This window comes from Novilysobacter longmucuonensis (genome assembly GCF_046600735.1).
Classification (GTDB): Bacteria; Pseudomonadota; Gammaproteobacteria; order Xanthomonadales; family Xanthomonadaceae; genus Novilysobacter_A; species Novilysobacter_A longmucuonensis.
The window spans coordinates 61,403-83,048 of record NZ_JBJMAW010000002.1; the positions used below are offsets into that span (position 1 = coordinate 61,403).

At 66.5% G+C, this 21,646-nt stretch carries 17 protein-coding genes and 1 tRNA gene; all 18 read right to left on the bottom strand.

Annotated features, from left to right (window positions below):
• Positions 1–29: 29 nt before the first annotated feature.
• The 18 genes from rbfA to ACJQWM_RS02415 all read right to left on the bottom strand — a co-directional run bounded on the left by rbfA (position 30) and on the right by ACJQWM_RS02415 (position 21,512).
• The gene (gene rbfA / locus ACJQWM_RS02330) at positions 30–395 is read right to left on the bottom strand and encodes a 30S ribosome-binding factor RbfA (RefSeq protein WP_332703598.1); all 366 of its coding nucleotides are present in this window, start codon (positions 393–395) and stop codon (positions 30–32) included.
• Positions 396–510: 115 nt separating this feature from the next.
• Positions 511–3,102, bottom strand: a complete 2,592-nt coding sequence (gene infB / locus ACJQWM_RS02335; protein ID WP_332703600.1) for a translation initiation factor IF-2 — start codon at positions 3,100–3,102, stop codon at positions 511–513.
• A 110-nt stretch (positions 3,103–3,212) separates the two neighbouring features.
• Complete coding sequence (gene nusA, locus ACJQWM_RS02340) at positions 3,213–4,700, bottom strand: transcription termination factor NusA (protein ID WP_332703602.1); 1,488 nt, start codon at positions 4,698–4,700, stop codon at positions 3,213–3,215.
• Positions 4,701–4,704: 4 nt separating this feature from the next.
• Positions 4,705–5,454: a ribosome maturation factor RimP gene (rimP, locus tag ACJQWM_RS02345; protein WP_332703604.1), complete on the bottom strand. Its 750-nt coding sequence runs from the start codon at positions 5,452–5,454 to the stop codon at positions 4,705–4,707.
• A 309-nt stretch (positions 5,455–5,763) separates the two neighbouring features.
• Positions 5,764–5,840, bottom strand: a tRNA-Met gene (locus tag ACJQWM_RS02350).
• A gap of 307 nt (positions 5,841–6,147) precedes the next feature.
• Positions 6,148–7,590 (bottom strand): NADH-quinone oxidoreductase subunit NuoN, encoded by a 1,443-nt coding sequence (gene nuoN, locus ACJQWM_RS02355; protein WP_332703606.1) that lies wholly within the window; start codon positions 7,588–7,590, stop codon positions 6,148–6,150.
• Positions 7,591–7,736: 146 nt separating this feature from the next.
• Positions 7,737–9,248 (bottom strand): NADH-quinone oxidoreductase subunit M, encoded by a 1,512-nt coding sequence (locus ACJQWM_RS02360; RefSeq protein WP_332703660.1) that lies wholly within the window; start codon positions 9,246–9,248, stop codon positions 7,737–7,739.
• 46 nt (positions 9,249–9,294) lie between these two features.
• Positions 9,295–11,406, bottom strand: coding sequence for an NADH-quinone oxidoreductase subunit L (nuoL, locus tag ACJQWM_RS02365; protein ID WP_332703608.1), 2,112 nt, complete (start codon positions 11,404–11,406; stop codon positions 9,295–9,297).
• A gap of 247 nt (positions 11,407–11,653) precedes the next feature.
• Positions 11,654–11,971, bottom strand: coding sequence for an NADH-quinone oxidoreductase subunit NuoK (nuoK, locus tag ACJQWM_RS02370; RefSeq protein WP_332703662.1), 318 nt, complete (start codon positions 11,969–11,971; stop codon positions 11,654–11,656).
• A 5-nt stretch (positions 11,972–11,976) separates the two neighbouring features.
• Positions 11,977–12,648 carry an NADH-quinone oxidoreductase subunit J gene (locus ACJQWM_RS02375; protein ID WP_332703610.1) on the bottom strand — a complete coding sequence of 224 codons (672 nt, stop codon included), beginning with the start codon at positions 12,646–12,648 and terminating at the stop codon, positions 11,977–11,979.
• A 9-nt stretch (positions 12,649–12,657) separates the two neighbouring features.
• The gene (gene nuoI, locus ACJQWM_RS02380; protein ID WP_332703612.1) at positions 12,658–13,161 is read right to left on the bottom strand and encodes an NADH-quinone oxidoreductase subunit NuoI; all 504 of its coding nucleotides are present in this window, start codon (positions 13,159–13,161) and stop codon (positions 12,658–12,660) included.
• Positions 13,162–13,168: 7 nt separating this feature from the next.
• Positions 13,169–14,218, bottom strand: a complete 1,050-nt coding sequence (gene nuoH / locus ACJQWM_RS02385; protein WP_332703614.1) for an NADH-quinone oxidoreductase subunit NuoH — start codon at positions 14,216–14,218, stop codon at positions 13,169–13,171.
• A gap of 3 nt (positions 14,219–14,221) precedes the next feature.
• Entirely contained in the window at positions 14,222–16,465 is a 2,244-nt protein-coding gene (nuoG, locus tag ACJQWM_RS02390) for an NADH-quinone oxidoreductase subunit NuoG (protein ID WP_332703616.1), read from the bottom strand.
• Between the two features lie 208 nt (positions 16,466–16,673).
• A complete protein-coding gene (nuoF, locus tag ACJQWM_RS02395; RefSeq protein ID WP_332703618.1) occupies positions 16,674–18,029 on the bottom strand; it encodes an NADH-quinone oxidoreductase subunit NuoF in 1,356 nt (451 codons plus the stop codon).
• Positions 18,030–18,139: 110 nt separating this feature from the next.
• Complete coding sequence (gene nuoE / locus ACJQWM_RS02400) at positions 18,140–18,667, bottom strand: NADH-quinone oxidoreductase subunit NuoE (RefSeq protein ID WP_332703620.1); 528 nt, start codon at positions 18,665–18,667, stop codon at positions 18,140–18,142.
• A gap of 181 nt (positions 18,668–18,848) precedes the next feature.
• Positions 18,849–20,138: an NADH-quinone oxidoreductase subunit D gene (locus ACJQWM_RS02405; RefSeq protein ID WP_332703622.1), complete on the bottom strand. Its 1,290-nt coding sequence runs from the start codon at positions 20,136–20,138 to the stop codon at positions 18,849–18,851.
• Between the two features lie 58 nt (positions 20,139–20,196).
• Positions 20,197–20,940, bottom strand: a complete 744-nt coding sequence (locus ACJQWM_RS02410; RefSeq protein ID WP_332703624.1) for an NADH-quinone oxidoreductase subunit C — start codon at positions 20,938–20,940, stop codon at positions 20,197–20,199.
• On the bottom strand, positions 20,937–21,512 hold the full coding sequence (locus ACJQWM_RS02415) for a NuoB/complex I 20 kDa subunit family protein (protein WP_332703626.1): 576 nt from the start codon (positions 21,510–21,512) through the stop codon (positions 20,937–20,939). Before ACJQWM_RS02415 ends, ACJQWM_RS02410 begins: the two co-directional genes overlap by 4 nt.
• Positions 21,513–21,646 lie beyond the last annotated feature (134 nt).

Below are 21,646 nucleotides of genomic sequence, written 5' to 3' on the forward strand. Positions count from 1 at the left end.
GCCGCTCCTACCGGATCAGGGCAGTGCGATCAGGCCGGCTCGTCATCCGCCGGCGGATTCTCGCGCAGCAGGTTGTCGATGCGTTCGCCGCGGTCGACCGAGTCGTCGTAGTGGAAGTGCAGCTCCGGCACGTGGCGCAGCTTGACCGCGCGTCCGAGGTTGTAGCGCAGCTGCTTGGACAGCTCCTTGAGCGCCTTGACCGCCTCGGCCGAACGCTCGGGCTGCAGCGCGGTCACGAACACCTTGGCATGCGCCATGTCGCGCGTGACCTCGACATCCGACACGCTGACCGACGGCAGGCCGTGCTCGCGTACGGCCTCGTGCACCAGCGTGCCCAGTTCACGGCGGAGCTGGGCGGCGACGCGGTCGGTGCGGTGGAAGGATTTTTGTGTCATGGCGGGTCCTTTGGAGCCGGGACCGGGGACCCGGGACCGGGGACCCGGAAAGTCAAAAGCATTCGGCCTTTGCTCTCCCGGGTCCCCGGTCCCGGGCCCCGGGTCCCGCCAAGCTCTACAGCGTGCGCTGTACTTCGATGCGCTCGAAGCACTCGATCTGGTCGCCCGGCTTGACGTCGTTGTACTGCTTCACGCCGATGCCGCACTCGGTGTTGACGCGCACCTCGTCGACGTTCTCCTTGAAGCGACGCAGCGATTCCAGCTCGCCCTCGAAGATCACCGTGTTGTCGCGCAGCACGCGGATCGGCTTGCTGCGCTTGACCACGCCCTCGACCACCATCGAGCCTGCGACCGCGCCGAACTTGGAGCTGCGGAAGACTTCGCGGACCTCGGCGGTGCCGATGATGTCCTCGCGGATCTCCACGCCCAGGATGCCCGAGGCGACCTGCTTCACCTGGTCGATCACGTCATAGATGATCGAGAAGTAGCGCAGGTCCACGCCGTTGGTCTCGATGAGTTTGCGCGCGGTCGCGTCGGCACGCACGTTGAAGCCGATGATGGTGGCCTTGGAGGTCGAGGCCAGTTGCGCGTCGGACTCGGTGATGCCGCCGACGCCGGATCCGATGACGTTGATGCGGATGGCCTCGGTCGACAGCGCGGTCAGCGCCTCGCGCAATGCCTGCACCGAGCCCTGCACGTCGGCCTTTACGATCAGCGGCAGGCTGAGCTGGCCTTCGCCCTGGCCGAGCTGCGCCATGATGTCTTCCATGCGGTTGCCGCCCTGGGCCAGGCGCGACTCGCGGCGCTTGCCCTCGCGCTGCTGGGCGACATCCTTGGCCAGGCGCTCGTCGTCGACCACGACGAAGTCGTCGCCGGCATCGGGCACGCCCGACAGGCCGAGCACCTGCACCGGGATCGACGGGCCGGCTTCCGGCACCTGCGAGCCGGTCTCGTCGAACAACGCGCGCACGCGGCCGTACTGCACGCCGCAGACCAGGTAGTCGCCCTTCTTCAGCGTGCCCTGCTGGATCAGCACCGTGGCAACCGGGCCGCGGCCCTTGTCGAGCGCGGATTCGATGACCACACCGGCGGCGCGGCCTTCGTGCACCGCCCGCAGTTCGAGATACTCGGCCTGCAGCGAGATCGCGTCGAGCAGCGAATCCACGCCGGCACCGGTTTTGGCCGACAGCTCGACGAACTGGACGTCGCCGCCGAACTCCTCGGCGACCACTTCGTGCGCGAGCAGTTCGTTCTTGACCCGCGTCGGGTCGGCGTCGGCCTTGTCGATCTTGTTGACCGCGATGATCAGCGGGACATTGGCGGCGCGTGCGTGCTGCACCGCCTCGACGGTCTGCGGCATCACGCCGTCGTCGGCCGCGACCACCAGCACCACGATGTCGGTGAGCTTGGCGCCGCGGGCGCGCATCGAGGAGAACGCCGCGTGACCCGGGGTATCCAGGAAGCTGATGACGCCCTTGTCGGTTTCGACGTGATACGCGCCGATGTGCTGGGTGATGCCGCCCGCCTCGCCGGTGGCGACCTTGGTGCGGCGGATGAAGTCGAGCAGCGAGGTCTTGCCGTGGTCGACGTGGCCCATGATCGTGACCACCGGCGGACGCGTGGCCTTGTCGCCCTGTGCATCCTCGACGTGGGCGAGCAGTTCGTTCTCGACGTCGCCGGCATCGGCCCGTACCACGTTGTGGCCGAGCTCCTCGGTCACCAGCGCGGCGGTGTCGTGGTCGATGCTCTGGGTAATGGTCGCCATGACGCCCATCTTGAACAACGCCTTGACCACATCGCCGCCCTTGAGCGCCATCTTCTGGGCCAGGTCGGCCACGGTGATGGTGTCGCCGATCGCGACATCGCGCACGATCGGCGCGGTCGGGCGGGTGAAGCCGGTGCCCGAGCGCGACTGGTCGGCATGGCGACGCGGCTTGGCACGGCCGCGGGCACCGCTGGAGCGGCGCGCGCGGTCGGAGGCGCTCAGGTGCATCTGGCCGGCGAAGCGCTTGGTGCGGTCATCGTCCTCGACGCCGGCGGCCATGACATGCGAGCCACGGGTCTTGTGCCGCGGCGCGCCGCGGTCCTCGGTCCGGGGCGCGGCGGGCGGCTTGGGATGGCCGTGGCCGTGGGTGGCAGCGGCGGCCTTGCGTGCCGGATCGTCCTCACCGGCCAGCGCACTGGCGTCGGCGGCTGCAGCCGCAGCGGCGTCGGCAACCTTGCGGCTCTCGGCCTCCACGGCCTCGCGCTTGACCCGCGCGGCTTCCTCGACCCGCCGTTTGTCGGCGTCGGCCAGGGCCTGCTGCTCGGCCAGGTTGCGCTGCTTGGATTCCTCCAGCTTGCGCAGGATCTCGGCGCGCTCGTCGGTGGGCGCCGCCTGGTTCTCGTCGGAACGGACCAGGGTCACCTTCTTGCGCACGACCACATCGACCGTGGAGCGCGGTGTCTTGCCGCCACCGACGCTGATTTCCTGCTTGCGGCTACGGCTCAGGGTGATCTTCTTCGGCGCATCACCCTCTTCGGCCGGCTTGTCGGCCTTGCCGTGGGTGCGGCGGAGGAAGCCGAGCAGCTTGACCTTCTCGGTGCTGGTGACGACCTGGTCGGGGCCGCTGAACTTCATGCCGGCCTCGGCCAGCTGTTCCAGCAACTTCTCGACCGGCGTGTTCACCAGTTCGGCCAGCTTGCGGATGGTGGTTTGCTGCGACATTCGGTTTCCGTGTCCTGTGGCGTGGGCCGGGGCCCGCGCGTAATGGTGCATTCTAACGGCTGGCGCCCTGAACGGGATTCAAGAGCCGATCTGTCCGGACGTATTTGCCTTTATTCGAACCAGTGCTTGCGCGCTTCCATGATCAGGGCGGCGGCGCGTGCTTCGTCGACGTCGTCCAGATCGACGATCTCGTCGACCGCGAGGTCGGCCAGGTCGTCACGGGTGACCACGCCGCGCGCCGCTAGCGCGTAGGCGGTGGCCTCGTCCATGCCTTCCAGCGACAGCAGGTCCTCGGAGGGCTGGTGCTCGTCGAGCTCCTCCTCGGCCGCCAGCGCCTGGTTGAGCAACGCGTCACGCGCACGTGCGCGCAGCTCCTCGACGATGTCCTCGTCGAAGCCCTCGACCGCGAGCAGCTCGCCGACCGGCACGTAGGCGATTTCCTCGACCGTGCTGAAGCCTTCCGACACCAGGATGTCGGCGATCTCCTCGTCGACTTCGAGCTTGTCGATGAACAGCGCGCGCGCGGTGGCCTGCTCGGCATCCGACTTCTCGGTGACCTGGTCCTGGGTCATCACGTTGAGCTGCCAGCCGGCCAGCCGGCTGGCCAGGCGCACGTTCTGGCCGCCCTTGCCGATCGCCTGCGCGAGGCGGTCCTCGGCGACCGCCAGATCCATCGAATGCTTGTCTTCGTCGACCACGATCGACTGCACCTCGGCCGGTGCCATCGCGTTGATCACGAACTGCGCCGGGTTGTCCGACCACAGCACGATGTCGACCCGCTCGCCGTTGAGCTCGTTGCTCACCGCCTGCACGCGCGAGCCGCGCATGCCGATGCAGGCGCCGATCGGATCGGTGCGGTTGTCGTGGGCGAGCACCGCGATCTTGGCGCGGTCGCCGGGGTCGCGCGCGCATCCCATGATGGAGACCAGGCCCTGGCCGACTTCCGGCACTTCGAGCTTGAACAGCTCCATCATGAATTCCGGCGCGGCGCGGCTGATGAACAGCTGCGGGCCACGCGGCTCGGGACGCACGTCGTAGAGGTAACCGCGGACGCGGTCGCCGGCGCGCAGCACGTCGCGCGGGATGCCCCGGTCCTTGGAGATGATCGCCTCGGCGTTGCCGCCCAGGTCGACGTAGATGTTGCCGCGCTCCACGCGCTTGACGATGCCGGTGACCAGCTCGCCGACCCGGTCCTTCCACTGGTCGATCACCTGGGCGCGCTCGGCCTCGCGCACCCGCTGCACGATGACCTGCTTGGCGGCCTGGGCGGCAATGCGTCCGAAGTCCGGGTTTTCGATCTGTTCCTCGATGAAGTCGCCGACCTCCACGCCCTCGACCTCGTCGATCGCGTCCATCAGGCGCAGCTGGCGGTCGGGCGACTCCATCACCACGTCGTCGGCGACCACCTCCATGCGGCGGAACGTCTCGTAGCTGCCGTCCTTGGGATCGATCGCGACGCGTACCAGCACGTCCTCGTCGTGGTAGCGCTTCTTCGCGGCCGACGCCAGCGCAGCCTCGATCGCATCGAAGATCACCTCGCGCGGGACGCCTTTCTCGTTCGCGACCGCATCGACGACCAGCAACAATTCCTTGCTCATCTCGTTACTCCGCCGGGGTCGGCTTATCGGCCGCCGGCTTGTTGGTGGGGGGCTTTGTGGTTGAAGGCTTCCCGGCTGAATGCCCGGGTTGCTTGTCGCCGGTCCGCTCGGGACGTGCCGGCTTGTCGTTCTTCGGACGCGTCTGGCCAGCCTTGCCAGGCTTGGTCGACGCCAGTCCGAGCGCGGCCCAATCGGGGATCAGCCGCGCCTTGTCGATGTTGTCGGCCTCGGCAACAAACTCGTTGCCGTCGACCAGGAACGTGATCGCGCTGCCTTCGATCCTCGCGATCTTGCCCTGCAGGCGGCGACGGCCATCCTGCGGCAGCTTCAGCGTGACCTTGGCCGACTCGCCCAGAAAACGCTGGAAATGCCCGAGCGTGAACAACGGACGGTCGATGCCCGGCGACGACACCTCCAGCGTGTAGTTGCCGCTGATCGGGTCCTCGACGTCGAGCAGCGCCGACACCTCGCGACTGACTGCCTCGCAGTCCTCGATCGAGACCGAGCGCGGCTCGACGTTGGCGTCGGGCGCGTCGCCCGAGGGCTCGATGTCTGCCTCGGACGCCTCGCCCGAGGGCTTGACGTCAGCGTTGGGCGCCTCGCCCGAGGGCTCGGCGGCGGCGGGTACGTCGATGTACAGCCGCAGCACCGCACCGCCCGGAGACGGCAAGTACTCCGCGCCCAGCAGCTCGACGCCCAGCGACGTCACCGTCGGGGTCAGCAGTTGGGCAATCTCGGTAGCTTTGTCCGTCACTCGCTCGAAACTCCTTGCGGTGGTTGCGGCCCTAAGGTCCTGGTCCTGCCGTAGTTCTGTCGCAATTGCGCCTTGGTCCTGAGCAGCCTCGGAACAGACCCCGACACCCAATACTTGAACCGCCCCCTGCGGAAACGACAAAGGGCCCGATGGGCCCCTTGTCCGGTACTGCTGGATTTCGGCGTGACCGCGCGAGCAGAGCGCGATCACCAAGCCCTGTCTCTGGCGAGACACGCCGGCAAAAAAAGAAAGCCTCGTGAGAGGCTTTCAGCGGTATCGCCGGAAGTGCGCGACGCCTTTGCCGAAGCATGGTAGCGGGGGCAGGATTTGAACCTGCGACCTTCGGGTTATGAGCCCGACGAGCTGCCAGACTGCTCCACCCCGCATCAGGCCGATCATGATAACGGCGGTCTCGGATTCGCGCAAGCCTGAACGCGCTTTTTTTGCATATGACCAGAGCGCCGCACGTCCCCTGAGCTGCGAACCGTAGGAGCAGCTTCAGCCGCGATCTGAAATTGGACGAGCAACCATGCATCCGATCGCGGCTGAAGCCGCTCCTACAAAAGACTCGTAGGGTGGGCACGCGGTCCGCGCCCACCGTTGCGACCACCGGGCGGTGGGCACAAAATCGTGCCCAACCTACGCACTCGCAGGCCGCGCAGCGGCCGACTTACAGCGAGCGCAGCGAGCGACCTACGCGAAGGCGCGCTGGCACCAGGCCATGATCGGGCTCCAGGCAAAGCCCAGCGCCAGCAGCGCGAGCGCATTGACGCCGAAGGTGATGCGCAGCGGGCGATCGGCGCTCGGCGCCGGCACGTCGCCTGCGGGCTCGTCGAAGTACATCGCCTTGATCACGCGCAGGTAGTAGAACGCGCCGATCACGGTGAACACCACGCCGACCACCGCCAGCCACAGCATGCCCCCGTCGAGCGCGGCACGCAGCACCGCCAGCTTCGCCCAGAAGCCCAGGAACGGCGGCACGCCGGCGAGCGAGGCCATGATGCACAGCACCAGCCCGGCCAGCCACGGGCTGCGCGCGTTGAGGCCGTTGAAGTCCTCCACCCGGTCGGCCTCGAAGCCCTTGCGCGAGAACACCACGATCGCGCCGAAGGCCGCGGCGGTGCTCAGTGCGTACGTCAGCGAATAGAACATCGCCGCGGAGAAACCCTGCGCACTGCCCCCGGCCAGCCCCATGAACAGGAAGCCGACATGCGAGATGCTCGAGTACGCCAGCAGGCGCTTGAGGTTGTCCTGCATCAGCGCGCCAAGGTTGCCGATCACCAGCGAGATCACCGCCAGCCCGGCGAGCATCATGCGCCAGTGATCATCCAGCGGACCGGCGGCCGACTCCAGCAGGCGGTAGGCCATGCCGAACGAAGCCAGGCTCGGCGCGGCGGCGATGAAGATGGTGATCGCGGTCGGGGCGCCGTGGTAGACGTCGGGCAGCCACATGTGGAACGGCGCGGCACCAAACTTGAACGCGATGCCCGCGACCATGAACACCACCCCGGTGACCAGCATCGTGGAGGTCGGGCCGGCCTGCGCGGCCGCCGCAATCGTCGCCAGGTCCAGCGACCCGGTCGCACCGTAGACCAGCGACATGCCGTACAGCAGCAACCCCGAGGCGAGCGCGCCGAGCACGAAATACTTGATGCCCGCCTCCGAGGCGATCGGGCTGTCGCGGTCGGTGACCACCAGCGCGTACGAGCACAGCGCCAGCATCTCCAGGCCGACATAGACCATCACCAGCGAGTTGGCCGAGACCAGGAGCATCATGCCGAGCACCGCGAACAGCATCAGGATCGAAACCTCGCCCTTGTACAGGCCGCGCTCGCGCAGGTAAGGCCAGGCGTAAATCATCGATATCGCCGCGACCAGGCCGATGCCGACCTTCAGCACGTCCGCCGCGGTGTCGCGCACGAACATCCCGCCCAGGATCGTGCCCTGCCCGCCGACGCCGCTGGCGATCAGCGCCACCGCGACCAGCAGCAGCGCTACCGACGCCAGGTGCGTGATCACGCGGCGACGCTCATCCAGGAACAGGTCAAGCATCAGCAGCGCAAAAGCGCCGACCACCAGCACCAGCTCGGGCAGCAATGGCATCAGTTCGGCGGCGGAACGTACGGGCATGATCATCTGTGAATCTCTTCGGAGCAGGTCAGTCGCTTGCTGCGCAAGCTGTCAGTCGGCTGCTGCGCAGCCTGTAAAACGGTCAGTCAAAGACGACCGCTGCTTTCTACTCACTTCTCACTTCTCACTTCTCACAGCGCCGAAGGCGCGACCTACAGCTTGGATCCGGCAATCTGCAGCGCCAGGTTGGCAATCGACGGCTCCATCAAGTCGGTCAGTGGCTTGGGCCACAGGCCGATCAGCAGCACGCCGGCGGCGAACACACCCAGCACGAATGTCTCGCGCGCGTTGATGTCCTTGAGCTCGGCGACATGCGCGTTGCCGACTTCGCCCCAGATCACCCGCTTGACCAGCCACAACGTGTAGGCGGCGCCGATGATCAGCGTGGTCGCCGCGGCGAACGCGATCAGCGGGTGCTTCTGGAAGCTCGCCAGGATCACCATGAACTCGCCGACGAAGCCCGAGGTGCCCGGCAGGCCCGCATTGGCCATCGCGAACAGCACGAACAACGCGGCGAACCACGGCATCACGTTGGCGACGCCGCCGTAGTCCTTGATCATGCGCGAGTGCATGCGGTCGTACAGGACGCCGACGCAGGTGAACATCGCCGCGGAAATGAAGCCGTGGCTGATCATCTGCACCATCGCGCCCTGCAGGCCCAGCCGCGCCGCGTCCATCTGGCCGTGGTCGCGCACCAGCCCGAACGCGATGAAGGTGCCCAGGGTGACGAAGCCCATGTGCGCGATCGACGAATACGCGATCAGCTTCTTCATGTCCTCCTGCACCAGCGCGACCAGGCCGACGTAGATCACCGCGATCAGGCTCATCGCGATCACCAGCCACGCCCACTCGTGCCCGGCGTCGGGCACGATCGGCAGGGTGAAGCGCAGGAAGCCGTAGCCGCCGATCTTCAGCATGATCGCCGCCAGCACCACCGAACCCGCGGTCGGTGCCTCGACGTGCGCATCCGGCAACCAGGTGTGCACCGGGAACATCGGCACCTTGACCGCGAACGCGGCCAGGAACGCGAAGAAGATCCAGGTCTGCTCGGTGGCGCTGAGCTGCAACTGGTACAGGTCCGCCAGCTGCCAGCTGCCGCCCTTGAGGTACAGATAGATCAGCCCGAGCAGCATGAACACCGAGCCGAGGAACGTGTACAGGAAGAACTTGACCGATGCATACACGCGCCGTGGGCCACCCCACACGCCGATGATGATGAACATCGGAATCAGCATGGCCTCGAAGAACACGAAGAACAGCATCGCGTCGAGCGCGCTGAACACGCCGATCATCAGCCCTTCGAGGATCAGGAATGCGGCGTAGTACTGGCTGACGCGCCTGTCGATCGAGGTCCAGGCACTGATCAGCACCAGCACCGAGGTCAGCGCGGTCAGCCCGATCAGCGCCACCGAGATACCGTCGGCGCCGAGGCTGTAGCGGATGTCGTAGGCCGGGACCCAGGCGTGGTTCTCGGCGAACTGCATCGCCGCGCTGGCCATGTCGAACCCGGCCAGCAGCGGCACGCACAGCAGCAGCGTCGCCGCGGCGACCAGCGTGGCGAACCAGCGCGCGGCGTTGGCGCGTCCGTTGCCGAACGCGAGGGTGGCGAAGCCGCCGAGGATCGGCAGCCAGATGAGCAGGCTGAGGATCGGCAGGCCAAGCAGGGGGGAAGTGCCGTTCAAGGGCTCGGGAATCACGTCGCGGTCCCTGTCAGTTCAAAGTGCGGATGAGCACGGCCAACAACACGATCAGGCCGAGGATCATCGCGAAGGCGTAGTGGTAGAGGAAGCCGGACTGCACGCGGCGCGTCAAGCGGGCGACGAAGCCGACCACGCCGGCGCTGCCGTTGACCGCGGCGCCGTCGATGACGTGCGTGTCGAACAGGCGCGAGGCCCTGCCGAGCAGTACGCCGCCGCCGGCGAAGCCATCGATCCACAAGTCGTCGAAGCCGTACTTGTTCTCCAGCACGCGCACCGGCCAGGCGAAGGCATGGCGCGCCTTCGCTGCCAGGTGCGGCTTCCACCAGTACATCACCGTGGCCAGCAGGAAACCGCCCAGCGCCAGCCAGAACGTCGGCGCGACGAAGCCGTGCAACGCGAACGCGACCGGGCCGTGCCACAGCTCGTTGGCCAGCGCCAACACCGGGTCGCGCACCGCGGCGACGTCGATGGCGCCCAGGAAGAACGGCAGCTGCTCCACATGGCCGCTCCAGTCGGTGCCAAACAGCATCGGCCCGGCGGTGAAGAAACCGATCAGCACCGACGGGATCGCCAGCAGGATCAGCGGCAGCGTGACTACCCACGGCGACTCTTTGGGCTCGCCGCCATGGTGCGCGTGATCGTCGTGGAGATGGCCATGGCCGTCGTCATGCAATGGCTCGTGATGGGTCTCCTGCCCGTGCTCGCCATGGCGCCCGTGCGCATCGGACGCATGCACATCGCCAAAGCGCGGCTTGCCGTGGAAGGTCATGTACAGCAGCCGGAAGCTGTAGAACGCCGTCACGAAGGCGCCCAGCAGCACCGCCCAGTGCGCGTAGTGCGCGATCCAGCCCCCGCGCTCGGCGGCGATGCCGGCGGCTTCGATGATCGTGTCCTTGGAATAGAACCCACTGAAGAATGGCGTGCCGACCAGCGCCAGCGTGCCGATCAGGCTGGTCCAGTAGGTGACCGGCATGTACTTGCGCAACCCGCCCATCTTGCGCATGTCCTGCTCGTGGTGCATGCCGATGATCACCGAGCCGGCGGCCAGGAACAGCAGCGCCTTGAAGAAGGCGTGGGTCATCAGGTGGAACACCGCGGCCGAGTACGCCGACACGCCCAGTGCGACGGTCATGTAGCCCAGCTGCGACAGCGTCGAATACGCCACCACGCGCTTGATATCGTTCTGCACGATGCCGATCAGGCCGGTGAATAGCGCCGTGGTCGCGCCGATGAACAGCACGAAGTCCAGCGCGGTCTGGCTCAGCTCGAACAGCGGCGACATGCGCGCGACCATAAAGATGCCCGCGGTGACCATCGTCGCGGCATGGATCAGCGCGGAGATCGGGGTCGGGCCTTCCATCGAGTCGGGCAGCCAGACGTGCAGCGGCACCTGCGCCGACTTGCCCATCGCCCCGATGAACAACAGGATGCAGATCACCGTGGCGACCGACCATTCATGCCCGGCCAAAATCGAGACCGTGGCGCCGCCCAGCACATTGGGCGCATTGGCGAACACCACCCCGTAGTCGAGCGAGCCGAACATCAGCAGCACGCCGGCGATGCCGAGCAGGAAGCCGAAATCACCGACGCGGTTGACCAGGAACGCCTTGAGATTGGCGAACACCGCGGTCGGCTTCTTGAACCAGAAGCCGATCAGCAGGTACGACACCAGGCCCACAGCCTCCCAGCCGAAGAACAGCTGCAGGAAGTTGTTGCTCATCACCAGCGTCAGCATGCTGAAGGTGAACAGCGAGATGTAACTGAAGAAGCGCTGGTAGCCGTCGTCCTCGGCCATGTAGCCGATGGTGTAGATGTGCACCAGCAGGGACACGAAGGTGACCACCACCATCATCATCGCGGTCAGCGTGTCGACCATGAAGCCGACGTGTGCCTCGTAGCCGCCGACCTGGAACCAGGTGTAGATGTTCTCGTTGAACGGTGCGGCACCCTGCCCGACCAGTTGCCACAGCACGTAGGCCGACAGCGCGCAGCTCAGCGCCACGCCGGCGATGGTGACGCCATGCGCACCGGCGCGGCCGATCCTGCGGCCGAACAGACCGGCCAGAATTGCGCCGAGCAGCGGCGCGAGCACGATTGCGAGCAGGACGGACTGGGAAATCATGCAAGACCTCTGCGCGGTCGGGATTGCCGGAGGTCGGGACTCGGGACTCGGGACTCGGGACTCGGGAACAGCGAAAAGCTGTCATCCCGAACGTAGTGAGGGATCTGCTTTATGCCGGAGTGACGCGAACAGCAGATCCCTCGCTGCGCTCGGGATGACAGTGCAGTTGCCTTCACCCGAGTCCCGAGTCCCGAGTCCCGAGTCCCGCGCTCCATGCATCGATTGTCGAATCGCGAACCCATTCCGCCTAACCCTTCATCGAATCGATTTCGGCGACATTGATCGTGCGCCGGTTGCGGAACAGCGTGACCAGGATCGCCAGCCCGATGGCGGCCTCGGCCGCGGCCACGGTCAGGATGAAGAACACGAACACCTGTCCGGCCGGATCGCCGAACTGGCGCGAGAACGCGATGAAGTTGATGTTGACCGCCAGCAGCATCAGCTCGAGCGACATCAGCAGGATGATCACGTTGCGGCGGTTGAGAAAGATGCCGGCGACACTGATGCAGAACAGCGCGGCGCCGAGGAAAAGGAAATGGCCGAGGGTCAGGCCGCTTGTGAGCATGTCCATTACTTGCCCTCCCCCCTGTTCGCGTCCGTCGTGCCTGCATCCCTGGGCGTGGCTTCGGCCTGACGTGGCGCCGGCTTGACCGCGTCCATCTGGACCATTCTCAACCGGTCACCGGCGCGCACGCGCGCCTGGTCGCCCGGGTTCTGCCGCTTGGCGCCCTCGCGCCGACGCAGGGTCAGCATCACTGCGGCAATCACCGCCACGGTCAGGATCACCGCGGCGACCTCGAACGGCAGCAGGTAGGTGGTGAACAGCGCGCGCGCGATCCACACCGTGTTGGAGACGTTCTCGAGCTCGGCCGCGTCGGGGCCCAGCGGCACCGACATCTGCGCCTTGACCCCGATCAGCACCAGTATCTCGACCAGCATCACCACCGCGACCAGCAGGCCCAGCGGCAGGTAGCGCACGTAGCCCTCGCGCAACGGCTTGACATCGATGTCGAGCATCATCACCACGAACAGGAACAGCACCATGACCGCGCCGACGTAGACCAGGATCAGCGCGACACCGAGGAACTCGGCACCGGCGATGATCCACACGCAGGCGACCGAGAAGAACGTCAGCACCAGGAACAGCGCCGCGTGCACCGGGTTCTTGACGCTGATCACGCCGACCGCGGCGGCAATGGCCGCAGCGGCGAAGATCAGGAAGGCGATTGTTACGAAATCCATGGCGGGCACTCAGCGGTAGGGCGCGTCGGCGGCGCGGCGCTCGGCCAGCTCGGTCTCGAGCCGGTCGCCGATCGCCAGCAGCTGCGGCTTGGTGACGACGTTCTGTCCGCGCTGGTCGAAGTGGTACTCGTGGATGTGGGTTTCCACGATCGAATCGACCGGGCACGACTCCTCGCAGAAGCCGCAGTAGATGCACTTGAACAGATCGATGTCGTAGCGCGTGGTGCGGCGCGAACCGTCGGCGCGCTTTTCCGAGTCGATGGTGATCGCCAGCGCCGGGCACACCGCTTCGCACAGCTTGCAGGCGATGCAGCGCTCCTCGCCATTGGGATAGCGGCGCAGCGCGTGGATGCCTCGGAAGCGCGGCGACTGCGGCGTCTTCTCCATCGGGTACATCAGCGTGTACTTCGGCTTGAACAGGTACTTGAGCGTGACGCCCAGCCCCTGCAGCAGCTCGATCAGCAACAGGCTCTTGAAATAGGACACCACTTTTGAATTCCGGATGCGCGTCATGTCGTTCTCATTGCCCCGGCAGGAACACGTCGTGGTACGCCATCATTGCCACGATGACGATCCAGGCGATGGCGATCGGTATGAAGACCTTCCAGCCCAGCCGCATGATCTGGTCGTAGCGGTAGCGCGGAAACGAGGCACGGAACCAGATGTAGAAGCTGGCGAAGAAGAACACCTTGATGAACAGCCACCACCAGCCGTCGACCGACAACAGCGGGATGCCGAGGCCCTGGAATGGGCTGAGCCAGCCGCCGACAAAGAAGATCGCGGCGAGGAAACTGATCAGGATCATGTTGGCGTATTCGGCCAAAAAGAACAGCGCGAACGCCGAGCCCGAATACTCGACCATATGGCCGGCCACGATCTCCGACTCACCCTCGACCACGTCGAACGGGGCGCGGTTGGTCTCGGCCACGCCGGAGATGAAATAGATCACGAACAGCGGCAACAGCGGCAGCCAGAACCACTCCAGTGCACCGGCGTTGCCGGACTGCGCCATCACGATCTGGGTCAGGTTGAGACTGCCGGCGGCGACCATCACGCCGACCATCGCAAAGCCCATCGCGATCTCATAGGAGACGACCTGCGCGGCGGCGCGCATCGCACCCAGGAAGGCGTACTTGGAGTTTGACGCCCAGCCGGCCAGGATGATGCCGTACACGCCCAGCGAGGTCATCGCCAGCAGGTACAGCAAGCCCGCATTGGCGTTGGACAGCACCACCTGGTAGTCGAAGGGCACCACCGCCCACGCCGCGAACGCCGGCGCCAGCGCCAGCAGCGGCGCCAGCTTGTACAGGAACGGCTCGGCCTTGGTCGGCTGGATCACTTCCTTGAACAGCAGCTTGAACACGTCGGCGAATGCCTGCAGCACGCCCATGCCGACATACATCGGCCCGCGACGCACGTGCATCCAGCCGATCAGCTTGCGCTCCCAGACCACGTAGAACGCCACGGTGACGATCACCGGCATCGTGATGGCGAGGATCTTCAGCACGATCCAGGCGGCGGCACCGGCATTGCCGAACGAGAGTAGCCAGTCGCGGAACGGATCAAACATCGCTTATGCCCTCCCCGCCTGCACGCGGCCCGCGCCCAGTGGCGCGGTTGCGCCGTGGCCGCTCTCGATCCACACCGTGCCCCGGGCGACCTTGTCACTGACTACGACCGGCAGGGTCGCAGTACCGGCGCCGGTGCCGAACTTGCCGGCCGCACCGTCATCCAGTCCCAGCGCCTGCGCATCGGCCGGGTGGACCACCGCGCGCGGGGCAAGATTGAGCGGATGCGCCTGCAACGCGGGCGCGCGGCGCACCACCGCGTCGCTGCGGTAGATCGCGGTGCTGACCACGACTTCCAGACCGTCTGCGTCCGCGTTGGCCGCAGGACCGGCGACCGGCGTGAACTCGCGCATTTTCAGGCTCGCCTGCAAGCCGGCGAAATCGGTGAACTCGAACCCCGGCGCGGCCAGTTCGCCGCCGAGCGCCCGCAATACGCGCCAGCCGGCGCGGGTTTCCTCGTACAGCTTGCCGGCCGCGACCGCCGACTGCTGGCGCCCGTCCAGGTTGGTCAAGGTGGCGTCGATCTCCGGCAGCAGCCCGATCGGCAGGATCACGTCGGCCACCGCCAGCGTCGAGCGGCACGCGAAGTGGCTGAACGCGACCACCTGCGCGCCATCCAGCGCCTTCAGCGCGGTCGGCGTATCGGCGAAGTCCAGCCCCGGCTCGATGCCGTAAAGGACATAGGCCGAGCGCGCATCGGCAAGCATCGCGCGGGCGTCGCGCGACGCCGGCAGCACGCCGTAGTCGCTCAGCCCGACCGCATTGGCCCCCTGCGGGATACGGCACAGCTTGGCACCGGTGGCGCTCGCGAAACCGGCGGCGGCCTTTCGGACCGCCGCGGCGTGCGCGCCATTCTCGGCCAGCGCACCGACGATCACCACCGCCCGCTCGCCGCCCTGGACAGCCTCGCGCAACGCGGCATCGTCGAGCGCGGCAGCCAGCTGCGACGGCGCCACGATCCGTTTGTCGGCGACATCGAAGGTGCGGTCGAAGTCGACCGGATTGATCACGTGCACTTTGGCGCCCTGCATCCACGCCTTGCGCACGCGCTGGTTGACCAGCGGCAGCTCGTGGCGCAGGTCGGCCCCGACGATGACGACCACGTCGGCACGCTCGATCTCGGCGACCGGCATCGCGAAGACCTCCGCGACCGCGGCGTCGGACAGGTCATGCTGGCTGATGCGGTGATCCAGATTGCCGGTGCCCAGCGCCTCGGCCAGGCGCGCGAGCAATGCACCCTCCTCGTTCGAGGTGGCCGGATGCACCAGCATGCCGAGCTGGTCGGCGCCGTTCTCGCGCAGGATCTGCACGGCCCGGGCCAGCGCCTGGTCCCAACTCGCCTCGCGCCACTCGCCCGCGTCCTTGACCATCGGACGGGTCGCGCGGTCATCGGCATACAGGCCCTGGTGCGAATAGCGGTCGCGGTCCGACAGCCAGCATTCGTTGACCGCGTCGTTGTCGCGCGGGACGCTGCGCAGTACCTCGCCGCGGCGCAGGTGATGGAACAGATTGCTGCCGAGCGCATCGTGGTAGCCCAGCGACTCGCGCGCGATCAGCTCCCACGGGCGCGCCTTGAACTGATACACCTTGTCGGTCAGCGCACCGACCGGGCACACGTCGATCACGTTGCCCGACAACTCGGTGGTGAGCGGTTTCCCGTCGTAGGTGCCGATCTGGAGGTTTTCGCCGCGGTACATGCCACCGAGCTCGTAGGTGCCGGCGATCTCCGCGGTGAAGCGCACGCAGCGCGTGCACTGGATACAGCGGGTCATCTCGGTGGCGACCAGCGGCCCGAGGTCCTCGTCGGGCACCACGCGCTTGCGTTCGGCGAAACGGCTGACCGAGCGGCCATAGCCGAGCGCGAGGTCCTGCAACTCGCACTCGCCGCCCTGGTCGCAGATCGGGCAGTCCAGCGGATGGTTGATCAGCAGGAACTCCATCACATTGCGCTGCGACTTCAAGGCCTTGTCGCTGCGCGTGACGACCTTCATGCCGTCCATCACCGGCGTGGCGCAGGCCGGCGCAGGCTTGCCCATCTTCTCGACCTCGACCAGGCACATGCGGCAATTGGCCGCGATCGACATCTTGTCGTGGTAGCAGAAACGTGGAATCGCGATGCCGGCCTTGTCGGCGGCCTGGATGATCATCGAGCCCTTGGGCGCAGTCAGCGGCACGCCGTCGATCTCGATGGCGACGTGGCCTTCCGGCACTACCGGGGCAGCAGGTGCGTTCACCGCTTCGGTGCTCATGGGCGACACCTCGGGACCCAGGACCCGGGACCCGGGACCCGGGAAAAAGCAAAGGCTGTCAGCGCGAATGGAGTGAGGGATCTGCTGTTCATTTGTGACCGTGAAGCCAAAAGCAGATTCCTCACTGCGTTCGGTATGACAGGGCTATGGGCTTCGGCTTTTCCGGGTCCCAGGTCCCGGGTCCCGGGTCCCGGCCCCATCCACGCGTTCATGCCGCCTCCCGCACGTTGCCGGCGGCCTGGTCATCGACCAGGAAGCGCTTGTGCACGATCGCGTATTCGAACTCGCTCCAATAGTGGCGCAGGAAGCCCTGCACCGGCCACGCGGCGGCTTCGCCGAAGGCGCAGATGGTGTGGCCTTCAATCTGCCCGGCGGAGGCCTTGAGCATGTCCAGGTCGGCAACCGTGGCCTGGCCCTGAACGATGCGGGTCAGCATGCGGTACATCCAGCCGGTGCCCTCGCGGCAGGGGGTGCACTGGCCGCAGCTTTCCTTGAAGTAGAAACGCGCGATGCGCTGGCAGGCGCGCACCATGCAGGTGGCCTCGTCCATGACGATGACCGCACCGGAGCCGAGGCCGGAGCCGGCCTTCTGGATCGAGTCGTAGTCCATCGTCAGCGACATCATGGTCTCGCCCGGCAGCACCGGCATCGAGGAGCCGCCCGGAATCACCGCCTTGAGCTTCGCGCCGTTGCGCATGCCGCCGGCCAATTCCAGCAGATCGGCGAACGGGGTGCCCAGGCGGACTTCGTAGTTGCCGGGCTTGGCAACGTGGCCCGAGACGGAAAACACCTTCGGCCCGCCGTTGTTGGGCTTGCCCAGATTGAGGAACCATTCGGAGCCGTTGCGGATGATCGCCGGCACCGAGGCATAGGTCTCGGTGTTGTTGATCGTGGTCGGCTTGCCAAACAGGCCGAAGTTGGCCGGGAACGGCGGCTTGAAGCGCGGCTGGCCCTTCTTGCCCTCCAGCGATTCCATCAGCGCGGTCTCTTCGCCGCAGATGTAGGCGCCGGCGCCCAGCACGTTGTGCATGTCCACATCGACGCCCGAGTCCAGGATGTTGCTGCCGAGCCAGCCGTGCTGGTGGGCCTCGGCCAGCGCCGCTTCCAGATGCTCGAATGGCTCGTGGTGGAACTCGCCGCGCAGGTAGTTGTAGGCCACGGTGGAGCCGGTCGCATAGCAGGCGATCGCCATGCCCTCGATCACCGCATGCGGGTTGTAGCGCAGGATGTCGCGGTCCTTTGCCGTACCCGGCTCGGACTCGTCGGAGTTGCACAGGATGTACTTCTGGGTGCCCGAGCCCTTCGGCATGAAGCTCCACTTCAGGCCGGTCGGAAAGCCTGCGCCGCCGCGTCCGCGCAGACCGGACTGCTTGACCATCTCGATAACGTCGGCCGGCGGGATCTTCTCGGTCAGTATCCTGCGCCAGGCGCTGTAGCCACCGGTCTTGAGGTAGTTGTCGTAGGACCACGGCATGTCGAAGTGCAGCGTCGTGTAGACGACGCTGTGCTCGGCCGGTGCGGGACCGACGGGGCCGTAACCTTGCGAATAGTCGTGATGCGCCATGTCGTCTCGTCACATGTCCGTAGGAGCGGCTTCAGCCGCGACTGCAGGTTCCGGAAACCGGGCTTCGCGGCTGAAGCGGCTCCTACAAAATCCAGGGGCGCGGAGCCGCCTCACTTCAGGCCGTCCAGCAGCTCGTCGACCTGCGCCGCGTCGAGCTTCTCGTGGTAATGACCGTTGATGACAACCACCGGCGCGCCGCAGCACGCCGCCAGGCACTCTTCCTCGCGCTTGAGGAACACGCGGCCGTCGCTGGTGGACTGGCCGAGCTTGCAACCGAGCTTCGATTCGGCATGCGCGACCAGCTCCTCGGCGCCATTGAGCCAGCAGCTGATGTTGGTGCAGAACGCGACATTGTGCCGCCCGACCTGCTCGGTCTCGAACATCGAGTAGAAGCTGGCCACCTCGTACGCCCACACCGGCGGCAGGCTCAGGTACCTGGCGACCGCGGCGATCAGCTCGTCCGACAGCCAGCCGCCGTTCTGCTCCTGCGCGGCGTGCAGGCCCTGCAGCACGGCCGAGCGCTTGCGGTCCGGCGGGAACTTGGCCACCCAATGATCGATGTGCGCACGGGTCGCGTCGTTCAACGCAACCAGCGGGTCGACATGCTGGCAGGACTCGAAATTTCCGGTTGCTTTCATGCTTGTTCTTCCGGGACCGGGGACCCGGGATCGGGGACCCGGGGGAAATCAAAAGCGGGACTCGCTGCTTTATCGGGGGCCGGGGAGCGGGGACCGGGGACCCGAGAGAAATCAATAGCGGGACGCGCTGCCTTTCCGGGTCCCGGGTCCCGGGTCCCGGGTCCCGCTGCAGTAGACATCCTCATCGGTCGATCTCGCCGAACACGACGTCATAGGTGCCGATCATCGCCACCACGTCGGCCAGCATGTGACCTTTGACGATCTCGTCCATCGAGGACAGATGCGCGAAGCCCGGCGCCCGCAGCTTGCAGCGGAATGGCTTGTTGGCACCGTCGGAGATCAGGTAACAGGCGAATTCGCCCTTGGGCGCTTCGACCGCGGCATAGGTCTCGCCGGCCGGCACGCAGTAGCCCTCGGTGAACAGCTTGAAGTGGTGGATCAGCGCTTCCATGTCGTCCTTCATCTCCTCGCGGGAAGGAGGCGCGACCTTGTAGTTGTCGATCATCACCGGGCCGGGGTTGGCCTTCAGCCACTTCACGCACTGCTGGACGATGCGGTTGGACTCGCGCATCTCGGCCATGCGTACCAGGTAGCGGTCGTAGCAGTCGCCGTTGGTGCCGACCGGAATGTCGAAGTCCACCGCGTCGTAGCGTGCATACGGCTGCTTCTTGCGCAGGTCCCAGGCAATGCCGGAGCCGCGGATCATCGGCCCGGTCATGCCCCAGGCGTAGGCCTGCTCCGGGGTGATCACGCCGACGCCGACGGTGCGCTGCTTCCAGATGCGGTTGTCGGTGAGCAGCGTCTCGTATTCGTCGATACGGCTGGGGAAGTCGTTGCAGAACGCGTCCAGGTAGTCCAGCAGCGAGCCCTCGCGCCACTCGTTGAAACGCTTGAGCGTCGCGCCCTTGCGCCACGGCGACTCGCGGTACTTGATCATCTGCGCGGGCAGATCGCGGTACACGCCGCCGGGGCGGTAATAGGTCGCGTGCATGCGCGCGCCACTGACCGCCTCGTAGCAGTCCATCAACTCCTCGCGCTCGCGGAAGGCGTACAGGAACACCGCCATCGCACCGAGGTCGAGCGCATTGGAGCCGACCCACATCAGGTGGTTCAGGATGCGGGTGATCTCGTCGAACATCGTGCGGATCCATTGCGCCCGCTCCGGCGCCTCGATCCCCATCAGCGTCTCGATCGCACGCACATAGGCATGCTCGTTACACATCATCGAGACGTAGTCCAGACGATCCATGTAGCCGATCGACTGGTTGAACGGCTTGGACTCGCACAATTTTTCGGTGCCACGGTGCAGCAGGCCGATGTGCGGATCGGCGCGATGCACGGTTTCGCCGTCCATTTCCAGGATCAGGCGCAACACGCCGTGCGCGGCCGGATGCTGCGGGCCGAAGTTCAGCGTGTAGTTGCGGATCTCGGCGTTGTTGAGACCGGAGGTGCCGGAGACTTGCGCGCTCATGCGGCACCTCCCGCAAAGGCCGGGACCGGGGACCCGGGACCCGCTCGACGAATCGCCATCACTTCTTCACCTCACGGCGCTGCGCGGATTCGCCCACTGCCGTCTGGTAGCGCGCGTCGTCGCGGATCACCCGCGGCACCAGCACGCGCGGCTCGATCGAGACCGGCTGATAGATCACGCGTTGCTTCTCGGCGTCGTAGCGCACCTCGACGTTGCCGATCAGCGGGAAGTCCTTGCGGAACGGGTGGCCGACGAAGCCATAGTCGGTGAGGATGCGGCGCAGGTCCGGGTGGCCGTCGAAGATGATGCCGAACAGGTCGAACGCCTCGCGCTCGAACCAGTTGGCGCCGGCCCAGATCGAGGTCAGCGAGTCCACCACCGGCAGGTCGTCGTTGTCGGCGAAGGTGCGCAGGCGCAGGCGCTGGTTGTGCTGGTATGACAACAGGTGCGCGACCGCAGCAAAGCGGTGCTCGGGCAGATCCGCCGCGCCGTTGGGCTGTTCGCCCCAGGCGAAGCGGCCGGCGCCCTGCCCTTCGACACCGCGCGAGAAACCCTCCGAGGACACGTCGGTGTCCCACTCGTCGCTGCCGTAGCTCAGGTAGTCCACGCCACTGACATCGACCAGCTGCTCGAAACCGAACTCGTCGCGCAACGCGCGCGCGGCGGCCAGCCAGTCGGCCGGCGACACGTCGAGCGTGACCTCGCCGCGCGGCTCGGCCACTGTGACCAGCGCATCGCCCGACATGCCGGTCGAGAACCGCTCGCGCAGGCGCTCGGCGAAATTGATCACGGCGTCGCTCATCCGCGCATGCCCTGCTTGTTGTCGCCGAAGTTGGTGCCGCGGCGGATTTTCTTCTGCAACTGCAGGATGCCGTAGACCAGCGCTTCAGCGGTCGGCGGGCAGCCCGGCACGTAGATGTCGACCGGCACGATGCGATCGCAGCCGCGGACCACCGCATAGGAGTAGTGGTAGTAGCCGCCGCCGTTGGCGCAGCTGCCCATCGAGATCACCCACTTCGGGTCGGGCATCTGGTCGTAAACCTTGCGCAGCGCCGGCGCCATCTTGTTAACCAGCGTGCCGGCCACGATCATCACGTCGGACTGGCGCGGCGACGGACGGAACACCACGCCGTAGCGGTCCAGGTCCAGGCGCGACGCGCCGGCGTGCATCATCTCGACCGCGCAGCAGGCCAGGCCAAACGTCATCGGCCACATCGACCCGGTGCGCGCCCAGTTCCACAGCGTGTCCAGGTTGGTGGTGACGAAACCCTGCTGCAGCAGCGGGTTGTCGCCTTCCGGGCGCAGGATGTCGTCAAGCCGCCCTTCCGGCAACGGGTTGTGCATCAACCCCGAGATTTTCTCGGTAATACCCATGTCAGGAGTACTCCATCGGAACGGCGCCTCGGCACAGGGATGTGACGACGCGACAAGCGCGCCAGCGGTGGTCGCGGCGAGCGGGCGCGGCTTGGCCGCGTTCGTTCGCGCGCCAGCCGCGGCAGGATGCCCGG

Coding starts and splice junctions, on each gene's coding strand:
- nuoN (WP_332703606.1), bottom strand. CDS start 7,590: ATGATCATGCCCGTACGTTCCGCCGCCGAACTGATGCCATTGCTGCCC.
- ACJQWM_RS02405 (WP_332703622.1), bottom strand. CDS start 20,138: ATGAGCGCGCAAGTCTCCGGCACCTCCGGTCTCAACAACGCCGAGATC.
- nuoF (WP_332703618.1), bottom strand. CDS start 18,029: ATGGCGCATCACGACTATTCGCAAGGTTACGGCCCCGTCGGTCCCGCA.
- infB (WP_332703600.1), bottom strand. CDS start 3,102: ATGTCGCAGCAAACCACCATCCGCAAGCTGGCCGAACTGGTGAACACG.
- ACJQWM_RS02410 (WP_332703624.1), bottom strand. CDS start 20,940: ATGAGCGACGCCGTGATCAATTTCGCCGAGCGCCTGCGCGAGCGGTTC.
- nuoG (WP_332703616.1), bottom strand. CDS start 16,465: ATGAGCACCGAAGCGGTGAACGCACCTGCTGCCCCGGTAGTGCCGGAA.
- nuoL (WP_332703608.1), bottom strand. CDS start 11,406: ATGATTTCCCAGTCCGTCCTGCTCGCAATCGTGCTCGCGCCGCTGCTC.
- nuoK (WP_332703662.1), bottom strand. CDS start 11,971: ATGCTCACAAGCGGCCTGACCCTCGGCCATTTCCTTTTCCTCGGCGCC.
- nuoE (WP_332703620.1), bottom strand. CDS start 18,667: ATGAAAGCAACCGGAAATTTCGAGTCCTGCCAGCATGTCGACCCGCTG.
- ACJQWM_RS02375 (WP_332703610.1), bottom strand. CDS start 12,648: ATGGATTTCGTAACAATCGCCTTCCTGATCTTCGCCGCTGCGGCCATT.
- nuoH (WP_332703614.1), bottom strand. CDS start 14,218: ATGTTTGATCCGTTCCGCGACTGGCTACTCTCGTTCGGCAATGCCGGT.
- rbfA (WP_332703598.1), bottom strand. CDS start 395: ATGACACAAAAATCCTTCCACCGCACCGACCGCGTCGCCGCCCAGCTC.
- nuoI (WP_332703612.1), bottom strand. CDS start 13,161: ATGACGCGCATCCGGAATTCAAAAGTGGTGTCCTATTTCAAGAGCCTG.
- ACJQWM_RS02415 (WP_332703626.1), bottom strand. CDS start 21,512: ATGGGTATTACCGAGAAAATCTCGGGGTTGATGCACAACCCGTTGCCG.
- nusA (WP_332703602.1), bottom strand. CDS start 4,700: ATGAGCAAGGAATTGTTGCTGGTCGTCGATGCGGTCGCGAACGAGAAA.